Genomic DNA, 12475 nt, shown 5'->3' on the forward strand with positions numbered 1-12475 from the left:
GGTGGAGAGGTGAATTCTGACGATTATGCCGCCCCATGACAAGCTTGAATGCCAATAAAGTGATGCGAGTCAATAGGGAAGAAACAAAATTTATACAATTATCAATCAATACAAAAGATGGATGATTCGCCAAAAAACCAACAGGCAAAGCGAAGCCGACAATGACAGGTTTCTCTGAGTAGAGTGACCTTGGTTCTCAGCACTGATACAAATTTGTAACCTACGGCTTTGAGGTTTTCCCTTCGGAACTTATCTCAATAAAAACAAAAAGCAGCGCCGGGGCGCTGCTCTTTACTTCAGATGAGACACTATCAGAGTGTCAGATCCACTTGGATTAACCACCATGCGCGAGGACTGTTGTTGTTTGCGGCTACCACGGCACCTGGCTCATAGGCCGGTGCATAGTGAACCAAAATCAAAGGTTCAGCCGCGCTATAATGGCCCGCCGGCAGACTGCCGTTATAGCCATCTTCCGGGTGCAGACTCAAAGTCACCTGAGCCGGACAACTGGCAAACTTCAGCAAAGGTTTTTCGATAGCGCCGCCAGCCAACGAACCATCGGCACACTTGCCACTGCGACTGGCTCTCAGAGTAGCCAAACCTACCTGACCTTTGTCGTTTTTCACCCGAACTGACAACAGGCTATAGTCTTTGCCTTCCACGGCTTTGGCGCGTTTATTGAATTCCTGCAGCAGGAAATAACTCTTGTCTTCATCACCATTGGCAACTGTTGCCGGAGAGCTGACACTCAATTCGGCGCCATTGAAACTCAGTTGCTGCTCCTCACCTGAACCCGGTTGTGGATTTTGCAAAAATACACTGTAAGTCAGGGTTCCCGGCAGATAGTTACGGCCACCATCATCTGTCACCGACATAGAGATAGGATGTGACTCAGGCAGGGCCACCAAGAGCAACTTATCATCTGCCGTTATCGCCATCTCTTTGGGATTGTAGACCTGAGTGATCTCATGGGTCACCTTGCCATAGGGCGCTTTAACCCGACCACTTTCAACACTAATACCCGGGAAGAAGGCCGGCTGTTCATCCTTCTCCACTTGGGGATAATCACCGGGATAGGGGGCAGGACTCACCTTCACATCAAAACTGGCGATGGCATCTTCATAGTTGCGATGTGAAGCGGTGGCCGTGACCTTGAGTGAACCGGCGTTTTTCACCTGCATACTGCCCGATACCGAATTCAGATCAACCACATCCTGGCCGTAGGGCTCCGGCAAATACTTGATGCTACTGCCAGACACGACACCATCAAGAGTCGGAGGCAAGAGCTGTGCCTGACCATATTCGGTCAGCAACTGCGACTGGCTGAAGCTGAGCATTTTCGCCGGAGCCTTAGTGACAGTGACCCGCAGACTGACACTGCGATCTCTATGTGTTGCATCGCCGCTGTCGGTCACAGTGAAATAGGTAATCCCCGCATTGAGCACCTTTATCTGCCCGGTGGCGAGATTCAACTCGGCCACATCATTGGCGGAACCAGCGCTCAAACCACCGCTAAGCTGCCCCAGCACGCCACTGAAATTGACTGGTACCAACTTACCTGGCGCAAACACAGTCGTGACCGGCTCAACTCTGAGAGTGCCATCCATAGCACCGACATTGACGGTGAAACTGGTTTCTGCAGCCTGGTATTGGTCATTCCCGGCATCGTGTACCTTAACCACGGCATAACCGGAACCCACCACGCGGATACTGCCATCGGCCTCCTGCTTCAATGCAGTAACCCCTGCGTCAAAACTGTAGCTCAACGGGCCTTTGGCACCTGTAACCAATGGAGCCAACAACTGATCCTCAGCCTTGGCAAAATTCAGCGCCTGCGCCTTCAACTCGGTATTCAATGCCTTGCTTATCTGAATATTGGCCTGCGTTTTGGCAGGATGATAATTATCATCGCCCGAGTCAGTCACGGTTACACTCACCTCACCGGCCTTGAGCATATCGAAGCAACCATCTTGCTGCAGACTGATGACATCGGTGGCAGCCCCAGGAGACAGGGCATATTCGAGCTTACCTCTGGCCTGCTGAACTTGCAGGCACAGTCTGTCGTTGGAAAAGCTGTGATAGATATCGGCCACAGACAACTGCTGACTAGTCCCCTTGAGTATGGTCAAAGGCAAAGTGATCTCTGCTGCACCGTAGTCACGATCGCCACTGTCTTGCACGCGGATACTGGCGCTACCGGCACCCAAGAGTTTCAAATCACCATTGGCCGACTCCAGTGTAACAACATCATCACCGGCCAACAGCTGGTAACTGACCTGGCCCTTGTTACCGCGCGCCAGCAAAGACACTTCGGCATAAGGCGCATAAGCCCACTCTTGCCGCTCCAGCGCCAATTCCGTATTTTGTGCCTGGTTGATGGTCACATCAAAGCCCTGCACATTGGCGGCCTCTCCGCTATAACGACCCGGCTGTATCAGTTCGATACGTGTCTTGCCGGCATGCATAACAGCCATGGCCCCGGTGCGGGGGTTCAACTGCACCACATCCTGCGCCGCACCATCGGCAACGCGGAACCAGCTTTCGGGTAAGGGCTCGCCTTGCAGCATAGGTTGTAGCTGCGCTCCCTCAACGAAGGGCTTGGGCGCCAGCGGTAATACCTTGGCAAATTCGCCATCGGGCTGGGAAACAATAATCTTCAGTTGCGCCTCGGCGGCCTGATAATTACGACCACCATCATCACTGACCTGCAGAGTCACTTCACCCGGCACAAAGGCTTTCACTTCACCGTTACCGGCATTCAAGGAAACATTGGACTGGGATTCAGGCAGTTGGTAGTTCAAGGTTCCTTTGACGCCACTGATGCTCAGCTTGCCTGCCTCTCCGGGTTTCAGCAGCAGATCGTTGACCAGCAAAGGGCCGCGGGCAGCCGGCAGTACTTTCACCATAAATTGGCTTTCGGTTCCCAGCGTGGTGGCGTTGCCACTGTCTTTGACTGTGACACCGGTTTCACCGGCGTTTTGTATATAGAGTTGGTTGTCCTGCAACAGCAGGATATCAGTATTTGGCTCGTTCAACTGATAGCTGAGCTGCCCCACCTTACCCTGCACACTGACTTGCAACCTTTGATTGGCACTGTAGCTCAGCTGCAGATCCTGCACCTTGAGCCCTTGGTGAATTGTCTTGTCGTTGGTCTTCTGAGCAGGCGAATCATCGCCGCCACCGCCACCACAGGCGGACAAAGCTGCCGTAAGCAGCAAAATTACCACTGTTTGTTTCATATAGCCCCCATAAAAAGCGGGGGCAATATATAGTCAACAAACTACCACTTCAATAAAAAACAACAATTTTTGCCACAACTGAAATCATTTAGTTACAAATGAAATAAAGGCGAGACGATTAAGTGTTTTTTATGTTAACCACAGCCATTATTAAGTATGCCGAACGATAAAAGCGTGCGCTCTAATAACTTCAGGCAAATCTGTCGTCAGAGAGGGTTTGCAGCGGATCTTTGCCCTGCTCGTACCAACCATCACGGGTATTTTGCACGCAATCAAATGCCTGAATATAAGGCTTGATATCTATGATAGGGGTGCCGTTGAGCATATCGATTCCCTTAACATGAATGCGGTTGCCCTCCAGCCGGTCGATTTCCAGTATCGACAGGCCTATGGGGTTGGGGCGCTTGGGCGAACGGGTAGCAAATACACCGCGCAGTTGGTTATCGAGAAAAGGTTTAACCTTGAGCGCGCCCTGCTTGCATTGATGCAGATGAAACAGCACATAAACATGAGAAAAACCATCGAGGTCCGCCAGCCCTTCGGCATAGTCGGGATGGATCACCAAAACCCCTTGATTATCGGCGACCTTGCTGCCCTGAATCGGCATGTTGGCCAGTTCTGTGTACTGGGTTTCGGCGTGGCCTATGGCGGTAAAGCTGACAACTTGCATAACAACTCCGTTGCAAATACAGAATTGCAGTCTACCTCAGCTTGGCAAAGGGGTCTTCAAAGCAACTCACATTCTTAGGGAAGTGCTTCTTGCAAAGGACTAAGGCCATTTGCGGCTTACAGCCTTGCATCCAGACTTATAAGCCGATGCAGAGCACACATGGTATTTGTTTGCACCTTCCTTAGGGCAGGCTCAGTAAGGTCTCGCCGTGAAAGTACTGTTTTCTGAGACTTTTGCCCTCTTCAGAGTTCAACACCTGATCCAAATTAGCTTGAAAGCGCATTACCAGTTCAGGCGGCACCTTGGCACTGAAGGCAAAGCACAAGGGCCTGTGACTCACCTTGACCAAGGGCTGTATCATCTCGGGGTCGTAGCCCCCGTGTCTCAGAGTGCTGAGTAAGGTTAACCTATTGCTGGACAGCAAGCTGGCCCGGCCGCTGTTGAGCACCTTGACTGCCTGCTCCAGGCTACTGGTACGTACCAAAAAAGCCGGATCGAAACCCTGGCTCAGCAGCAACTGCTCGCCGACATCTTCCCTGACGGTTGCCACCAGCAAATGCTTGGCATCCTCCAACTTGGTCAGCGCAGGCGCTGAGCGTTTGAGCGCATAGAGATTCAGCTCCAGGGTGCCAAGGCTGCAGGCCCATTGAAACAGCGGTTCCCTCACCTGAGTACGGGTTGTGGAAAACAGCACCACGTTATCGCGACTCCCCAACATATAGTAACCACGGGCCCAGGGCAGAAGTTCTATGGTCTGGGGCTCTGTACCTGTCCGCCGCCAAACGGCCCGCAGCACATCGGTGGCAAATCCGGATACTTCCCCATTATCCAGGCTGAAGTTATAGGGTGGATACTCTTCCGTGAGATATCTGAGTTGACCAAGCCCCACGGCAGCCTGAACGCTGCAACAATAGAGCAATAGCGGAAACAGCAAGCGCATAACTATCCCCCGAGACAACAGTATCTATTAAGTGTTGTCAAAGGCGGCTCAATATACAAACCCGGGTTTTAATGCTTAGTAAGTTGTTGTATTAATATGTTTTTCAACAAAACCATTCGAAAGGAGAGTCCTGGCATCCGGCAAGCCATGTCAGCAGCCCGTAAAGGGCTTGAATTATTTTTCACGACGCCTTGAGCATGGAACACACTTAAAGGCTCTCAAAATGTCGATTTACCCCCTTAAAATCGCGATTTAAGCACTTATCAAAACCATGATTTTAAAGGTTTTATTTTTAGTGATATTCCAGAGTGCCGATGTTAGCCTGCAAAGGTTTTTGGGAAGGCGCCAACAAAACCCATGCTTGCCTGCATAGGCAGAGCTAGCAAAGAGAGTTAGCGCCCTCCCTGGTTAAAGGAAGCCGTATGGATATTATTGATAAAGTTTTTCAGCAAGAGGATTTCTCACGCCAGGATTTGAGCGACAGCCGTTTTCGCCGCTGCCGCTTTTATCAGTGTGACTTCAGCCATTGCCAGCTAAGGGATGCCAGTTTCGAGGATTGCAGTTTCATTGAAAGCGGCGCCGTCGAAGGGTGCCACTTCAGCTATGCCGATCTGCGCGATGCCAGTTTCAAGGCCTGCCGCCTGTCTTTGGCCAATTTCAGCGGTGCCAACTGCTTTGGCATAGAGTTCAGGGAGTGCGATCTCAAGGGCGCCAATTTTTCCCGGGCCCGTTTTTACAATCAAATCAGCCATAAGATGTACTTCTGCTCGGCTTATATCTCAGGCTGCAACCTGGCCTATGCCAATTTGAGCGGCCAATGCCTGGAAAAGTGCGAGCTGTTTGAAAACAACTGGAGCAATGCCAACCTCAGCGGCGCTTCCTTGATGGGCTCCGACCTCAGCCGCGGCACCTTCTCCCGCGACTGCTGGCAACAGGTAAACCTGCGGGGCTGTGACCTGACTTTTGCCGATCTGGATGGGCTCGATCCCAGACGGGTCAACCTCGAAGGGGTCAAGATCTGTGCCTGGCAGCAGGAGCAACTGCTGGAACCCTTGGGAGTCATAGTGCTGCCGGATTAGTTCAAAGGCAGACTCAAGCGACAAGCGGGTAAATATCACTTGAGTTCCCGCTTGCAACAGGGCAGATTCAGCTATAGCAGAGCATAACCGCCGAAATGCCGTTTCTCTGCTGTCGCAGCCGGCGTTATACCTTCCCTTCAAAGGAGGCATTATGAAGACTCAACTGCAAGCTGAACTGGCCCAGGTCAAGCGCTCTTTGGTAATCACTCAACTGCTTGGGGCCCCCGGTATGTTGCTTATAGGCCTGGCACTCTATGGCCTGGTTGTCGCCGAAGGTGATGCCTTCGCCCCGGCGCTCAATAACCCCATCAACTGCTATCTGCTGATCGCCATAGGCTCGGCCATCGCCCTCTGGGAGGCGTTGAAGGTCATCAAGCTCTCCAAAAAACAAACGCAGATCCTCAAACAGTTGGACGAACTCAACTAAGCCTCAATACCGGCAGGCACCAAGAGCCTGCCCTCAGGAGAGAAAAGCCCATGGAACTGGAAATCCAAGTCACTTTTCGCACTGGAGACAGCATAAGAACCCGGCGTTACAAGAGTGAGCAAGGTGCCCTGCGCGGCATTTGGAAATGGCTCAGCAAGCATCAGGACAAGGCCGATATTCAGGCCAGCTTCTTTTCCCCCGAACTCGGCCACCGCGCCTTTGAGCATCCGGAGCAGCTCAGCGAGTTCGAGCCCAAAACCATAGATAACTTTTATCAATCCAGAGCCTGGCTGGCACTCAGATATCAAGTGCTGCAAACTCACGAGCACAAATGTGTAGAGTGCAATCGCACTAAAGCCGAACACAATATAGTGCTGCATGTTGACCATATTTTGCCCCGCAGCAAGTACCCGCACAAAGCGCTGGACATTAATAACATGCAAATACTTTGTGAAGATTGCAATCTGGGTAAGTTGGATAAATGATCACTATGACTTGTCGCCCTATTTAGGGTGAGGTATTCTGTAACCTGTTTGTAAAGATTGACTCAAGGAAGAGGGGCGGCCAGGGCTGTTGCAACAGGGACACCTCACAAAAATCAAACCTTTTCCTTATATGTCAATTGTTTGACTCGACTCAAAAAATTTTGATCTCAAACTGTTAGAGTCGCGGTTTAATTTATTATTCGCTTCTGCCGAGCCTGTGCCCTTGACACTGTTGTTGGCCGGAACTGTACCCCAGACCAGCGGCGCTTCGAGAGAATGCCACAGGGCGATCACAAGCCAGCACGGAAGTAGAACACCGAAAAAACGGAAGTTAGCTCATGAAGAATATAATAATTGCTATCGTTTTGACCGGCCTGATGGCCTGCAGCACTACCCCCAACACCATAGTCTTCGACGGCAGCAGTGCAGAGTCGACCCAACAGGATGTCATCAGACTCATGGCGCAGCTGAACTCCCATGACAAGCAGGAATTTGTCATGGCCTTGTTGGCAATCCAACTGGCCGAGTTCGACACCCCATTAGCAGCGCTGAACCACTCGGATCGCAACGGCCAGATGGACTTCGGCCTGATAGGGCAAAAGATTAATGGTCTGGACTTTGAACAAGTGCTTGAACTGGCACACAGCAAAAGCGATAAAGCCAAGCCCCGCCAACCGCTGCCTTAACCCGGCAAGTGAAAGTTCTATCTCGGCTTCTTGGTGTGGTTTCAAATCATGGCGTTAAATCATGACTTTAAATCATGGCCTGAAACAGTAGCCTCTTTCTGCGGTCGGCTGCCCCGGCCGCAATCCCAACCTGGCGCACTTGCCATGGGTGCTCGGCGGCAAATAAAGTTAAGTGATTGAATTTATATTTGCCTTATGGTGGCAAACTGATTACCATGCGCCCGCATCGCTCACCATTCATTCACTGTAGAGGAGAAAACATCATGCAAAACACATCAACCTCCTTTGCAGGTCTTGTCCGCTAAATAGCAGAAAGCTATCCACTGATTTCATAGCTTTCAAGTAAAGCTATCGCTTCGGTCAACTGGCCTGCCAATACGTTTATCGTTTAAATCCTGTTTAAAGGAATTGGTCTATGGGCAGATCCGTCCAAAAACTTACTGAAAGCGTCAGCCTGATTGCATCCAAAGAAACCTGGGTAGAAGGGCTGGCAATACAACAACTGATAAAAACCTCTGAATTGGCCTGTATGCAGCACGTGGCAGGAATGCCGGATCTGCACCCCGGCAGAGGCTATCCCATTGGTGCGGCGTTTTTTGCCGTCAACAGAATCTATCCTGCCTTGGTCGGCAACGACATTGGCTGCGGCATGTCACTGTGGCAGAGCTCGCTGAAGCTATCCAAGGTCAAGCTGGATAAGATGGCGAACAAGTTCAAACTGATAGAACAGCCTCTGGATGAAACCTGGGCGCAAACAATTGTCGAGCGCAAGCGGGAAAAAGGCATAGCCATCACAGGCTTTGACCAGGCGCTGGGCACCATAGGCGCCGGTAACCATTTTGCCGAGTTTCAGGCGATAGAAACTGTCTATGACCAGGCGGCGCTGCAAGAGCTGGGGCTGGACAGCCGCTATCTGCAACTGCTGGTGCATTCAGGCTCCAGAGGCCTGGGGCAGGCAATTTTGCAGGAACATATCCGCCGCCACAGCCACCAAGGCCTGAGTCCGGAAGATAGCGAGTTCAGCGACTATCTGGCCAAACACGATGAGGCGCTACGCTGGGCTGAGTTGAACCGCGAGCTGATAGCGTGTCGCTTCCTGGAAGCGATCAACAGCTCTGGCAGCTCGGTGTTGGATGTGAACCACAATATGGTATCCCCCAAGTGCATAAACGGAACCCAAGGCTGGCTGCACCGAAAAGGCGCCACCCCGAGCGATAAGGGTTATGTGGTGATCCCGGGATCCCGCGGCGACTACAGCTATCTGGTGAAACCCTGCGCCGCTGCGGGCGATGCCGCCGACATCAGCCTGTTTTCCCTGGCTCATGGTGCCGGGAGAAAATGGCAGCGCGGCGAGTGTCAGGGCCGCCTGGCGCACAAGTTCAGCCGTGAAGATCTCTACCTCACCGCCCTGGGAAGCCGGGTGATCTGCGGTAACAAGACACTGCTGTATGACGAAGCGCCCCAGGCCTACAAAAAATGTGCGACTGTGGTTGGCGATATGGTCGATGCCGGTTTGATTGAGGTTGTTGCCAGGCTGCGCCCTGTGCTGACCTTCAAAACCAACGGGGAGTGCTGCTGATGATACTGCTGCAACTGTCGGCCGGAACCGGTCCGATTGAATGCTGCCGCGCTGTGGCCCTGGCGGTGCAAACCATAGAGCGGGAGTGTCAGGCGCAAGGCATAGGCTGCGAGTTGTTGGAGGTGACTCAGGCAAACGCTAAAACCGGCGTCGCCTGTTTCAAGTCGGTCTTGCTGCAACTCAGTGCCAATGACGAAGCCCGGGCCAAGCACTTGGCGCTGGCTTGGCAGGGAGCCATGCTCTGGAGCTGCCAAAGCCGCTTTAGGCCCGGGCACAAACGCAAAAACTGGTTCTTCAGCGGCCAGATGTTTGAGGTCAATGACAAGGCTCTGGATAAGCAAATCCACTTTCAGGCCTGCCGAGCCTCGGGCGCCGGAGGGCAGCACGTGAACACCACAGACTCGGCCATCCGCGCGACCCATATCGCCAGCGGCCTGTCGGTGCGGGTTGAAACCGAGCGCAGCCAACATGCCAACAAACGCCTGGCAACGGCCTTGCTGTTTCAAAAGCTGGAGGCGCTGAAGCAAGAGCAGATGAACCGGGAAGAGCAACAGCGTTGGCAACAACACTGGGAACTGCAGCGGGGCAATCCGCGAAGAAGCTTTAAAGGCGAAAAGTTTATTCCGCTCGACTAAAGCTTAGGTAAAGGAACAGGCCGGGAGCCGGGATTGGCGCTCGGGCCTGCTTTCTATCTGTCACTGCGGCTCACTCAGTTGAGTCCGCTCAGCTGGGACTATCAGTTACACCACCTTGAGCAAATCCATATTCTTGGCCAATGCCTGCATTCGCGGCGCCACGATTTCAAGGGTAAACAGCGCCGCCTTCTGACGAGCCGGATGGCGCTGGTTCTGATCCAGCATGGCCTCAATATTGCGGCTGCGCGCCACGGCAATATCAGATTCGGAGCACTGACTGGCAACACAGGCCCAGACATAGGCCTCGGCCAAATCGCCTCTGGCAGCATACAGCATGGACAAACGATACTGGGCAGCGGGCTCACCTTGTCTTGCCGCCATCAGATAGCTGTCGATGGCGGCCTCGGTATCGGCCGCTATGCCTATGCCATGCTCCAAACAGTAGCCCAGATTCAAGGCCGCCAGCTTATCCCCATGTTCAAGCCCCTGCCGGAAACAGGCGACAGCCTCGGCAAAGCGCTGCTGCTCGGGAAGGTCAATCGGCCAATCTTCGCCATTGGCGGGTTCTCGCAGCAACATCAGCCCGCGGGCGGTAATGGCGTTGGCAATGCCGCCCTGCTCCGCCGCGGTAAACAACTCAAGCGCCGAGCGGTATTCGGGTTTACCTCCCAGCCCCATCAGCTGCATCATCCCCAGATAATAGGCCGCCGCCGGGTCCTGCTGTTTCTGCCAGGCCCTAAGACACCAACGCTTGGCACTGCCCACAGTCAATCCCACAGGTGTTACCCCGATACGGCTGAGGTTATGTTGAAACCAGGCCTCGAGTGGCGTCAACCCTTGCCAAGCCTCAAGCAAACGCCGATAGTGCCGTGGTTCGCCTTCTGCATAAATTGCCGCGCTGGGCGCATCCCAGTAGGTAAACAAGCGCTCGCTGCCCTGCTTATCCAACCAGCCCTGCATCAGGGTCGGCTTACGCCGCATCTCAACCAGCCACATAACTCCTAGGGTCAGCGCCAGCAGCACCACAATAAACAAAATCGGGCCAAGCTCTTGATCCATGTTTTGTATCCCTACCTTCATCAGCCAAACAGTTTCGATGAAACCATTTAGAAGCTATTTCTAAAGTTCCATCTCATTGATTTGGAGCGCAATATCCAAATAGCGCTCACACCTTGCCAATAACTGTGCTTTGTAGCTCGCCACAAACGCCTGCTCATCGTTATCCAATCCATTGAGCATTGCGATAACACCGTCTATTTCTTGGCTTATTCTGGTCGCCATTCTGGTTAGGCTGTTGCTCACCAAGGCTCTGGGTAACCCTATATCCTCGCTGAACGCGGCCAATTGATAGGCGTAGATCTTGTCTGGGTCGAATTCATCATCAATCGCCATCGCCAGCTCTTGCTCAAATTCCTCATACAAGGCCACGCAAACCAAGTCATACCAAGGCGTAGGCACCATACCTGTCGGTGTCATGAAGAAGGAGTAGTTTTTACCATGAGCATCGGCGTTGCCACTCAGTAGATTAAACAGCGTCCACTGCAGCATATCCTGTTTGGCCGCCGCCGGATTAGCGCATTGCTCCGCAAGAGCAAACAGCCTGGGCAGGCTCACGCCTTCGCGAATATCTCTGACATCACGGCCATTACCAAAATTTCGTTCGTACTTCTTATTCACACTAAAACCAAGGGCTTGGCAGCTATCGATAATATGCCTTCTCAGCACCCGCTGTTCAGCGGGCAAATAACGACGATCAAAGCGTTCGACACACAATGATTTGTGCCGGCCAAAATGGCGGATCTCAACATTCGCGACATTCATGGCTATCGCCTTCGCCAAACGCATAGTGAGAAACTCGTTGATGACTAAATGCCGCTGCTTTTCGAACTTCAAGATATGGGTCGATGATAAGGCACCTTCACCGAAACCAAATTGCTTACCGTTGTAGAATAGATTCAGTTTCGACTGTACCCCGGCTACCGACAGCCTGGGCTTGCCATCCCACACCTCCATTGGCCAGAGTTCAGGCTCTTCCAGGCGCAAAATGATTTCTTCATCACTGATTTCTCGAAATGCCGTCTGTGGCAGTTCAGTCCCCTTGGGAGAAAAGGCAACGGCACCGGCAGTATCCAAGCCAATGGCTCGGATAAGGGCAAAGGTATTGCCCCTGGATACACCGAGAGATTCGATGAGGTAATCCAAGCCCCTGTTTTCGGGCAACAGGTTGCCGAGAAACATGGCGATCTGTGTGCTGCTTCCTGTGCCATCCAAAGGGATCATGGGTGATATGGGAAAGCCGTTTTGCTGCCAATCTTGGCTGTAACTGACGGCAAAACTCTCGGTGGCGGGATAGAATGACAACTCACCTATGATTCGATCACCAAGATGCATATCCAAGACAAGGTTTGCTGCTCCACTCATATCTAGTACCACCCGGTCGAATCAACATCAGGCTTGGGCTGTGCCAGCAGACTGATCCCCAAACCATCGAGTATCTTGAAGACAGTAGAGATGTAGACATCTTCACCCTTCTCTACCCGGATGAAGGTTTTCTTGGTGACACCACAAAGCATTGCCGCCACATCCAGAGTGAGTGCAGCTTCTTTTCTACGGGCCTTAATTAAAGCGCCCAATGAATGTGGAGTTAATGGGGAGACCATAAGATAGACTCAAAGTGTACTTTGCTACACTTTAGCCGTGTTTTAGGGCTGACTCAATATAAAAGTGTACCAACA

Annotated in this window: 12 protein-coding genes; 6 read left to right on the top strand and 6 right to left on the bottom strand. The window is 52.4% G+C overall.

Annotated features, from left to right (window positions below; all coding sequences use genetic code 11):
* Positions 1-311: 311 nt before the first annotated feature.
* The 3 genes from HCX89_RS17740 to HCX89_RS17750 form a co-directional block, all read right to left on the bottom strand.
* The gene (locus tag HCX89_RS17740; RefSeq protein ID WP_167716861.1) at positions 312-3239 is read right to left on the bottom strand and encodes a hypothetical protein; all 2928 of its coding nucleotides are present in this window, start codon (positions 3237-3239) and stop codon (positions 312-314) included.
* A gap of 190 nt (positions 3240-3429) precedes the next feature.
* The gene (tsaA, locus tag HCX89_RS17745) at positions 3430-3909 is read right to left on the bottom strand and encodes a tRNA (N6-threonylcarbamoyladenosine(37)-N6)-methyltransferase TrmO (RefSeq protein WP_020442393.1); all 480 of its coding nucleotides are present in this window, start codon (positions 3907-3909) and stop codon (positions 3430-3432) included.
* A gap of 181 nt (positions 3910-4090) precedes the next feature.
* Positions 4091-4849 (bottom strand): ABC transporter substrate-binding protein, encoded by a 759-nt coding sequence (locus HCX89_RS17750; RefSeq protein ID WP_167716863.1) that lies wholly within the window; start codon positions 4847-4849, stop codon positions 4091-4093.
* Between the two features lie 422 nt (positions 4850-5271).
* Here HCX89_RS17750 and HCX89_RS17755 point away from each other — a divergent pair, with 422 nt between their 5' ends.
* The 6 genes from HCX89_RS17755 (at position 5272) to prfH (ending at position 9740) form a co-directional block, all read left to right on the top strand.
* Positions 5272-5928 carry a quinolone resistance pentapeptide repeat protein QnrA3 gene (locus HCX89_RS17755; RefSeq protein WP_024266192.1) on the top strand — a complete coding sequence of 219 codons (657 nt, stop codon included), beginning with the start codon at positions 5272-5274 and terminating at the stop codon, positions 5926-5928.
* Between the two features lie 151 nt (positions 5929-6079).
* A complete protein-coding gene (locus HCX89_RS17760) occupies positions 6080-6355 on the top strand; it encodes a hypothetical protein (protein ID WP_045283442.1) in 276 nt (91 codons plus the stop codon).
* Positions 6356-6405: 50 nt separating this feature from the next.
* The gene (locus tag HCX89_RS17765) at positions 6406-6840 is read left to right on the top strand and encodes an HNH endonuclease (RefSeq protein WP_020442396.1); all 435 of its coding nucleotides are present in this window, start codon (positions 6406-6408) and stop codon (positions 6838-6840) included.
* 338 nt (positions 6841-7178) lie between these two features.
* Complete coding sequence (locus tag HCX89_RS17770; protein ID WP_025011793.1) at positions 7179-7526, top strand: hypothetical protein; 348 nt, start codon at positions 7179-7181, stop codon at positions 7524-7526.
* A 415-nt stretch (positions 7527-7941) separates the two neighbouring features.
* The gene (locus tag HCX89_RS17775; protein ID WP_167716864.1) at positions 7942-9105 is read left to right on the top strand and encodes an RNA ligase RtcB family protein; all 1164 of its coding nucleotides are present in this window, start codon (positions 7942-7944) and stop codon (positions 9103-9105) included.
* Positions 9105-9740, top strand: a complete 636-nt coding sequence (gene prfH / locus HCX89_RS17780) for a peptide chain release factor H (protein WP_025888020.1) — start codon at positions 9105-9107, stop codon at positions 9738-9740. Before HCX89_RS17775 ends, prfH begins: the two co-directional genes overlap by 1 nt.
* A gap of 105 nt (positions 9741-9845) precedes the next feature.
* Here prfH and HCX89_RS17785 read toward each other — a convergent pair whose 3' ends face one another.
* From HCX89_RS17785 to HCX89_RS17795, 3 genes are read right to left on the bottom strand one after another with little or no spacing between them, the layout of a single operon-like run.
* Positions 9846-10799, bottom strand: coding sequence for a tetratricopeptide repeat protein (locus HCX89_RS17785; protein WP_167716866.1), 954 nt, complete (start codon positions 10797-10799; stop codon positions 9846-9848).
* A 60-nt stretch (positions 10800-10859) separates the two neighbouring features.
* Positions 10860-12161 (bottom strand): HipA domain-containing protein, encoded by a 1302-nt coding sequence (locus HCX89_RS17790; RefSeq protein WP_167716868.1) that lies wholly within the window; start codon positions 12159-12161, stop codon positions 10860-10862.
* 2 nt (positions 12162-12163) lie between these two features.
* Complete coding sequence (locus tag HCX89_RS17795) at positions 12164-12400, bottom strand: helix-turn-helix domain-containing protein (RefSeq protein ID WP_028779559.1); 237 nt, start codon at positions 12398-12400, stop codon at positions 12164-12166.
* Positions 12401-12475: the final 75 nt, after the last annotated feature.

It is taken from the genome of Shewanella sp. Iso12 (genome assembly GCF_012030025.1).
GTDB classification, from domain to species: Bacteria; Pseudomonadota; Gammaproteobacteria; order Enterobacterales; family Shewanellaceae; genus Shewanella; species Shewanella algae.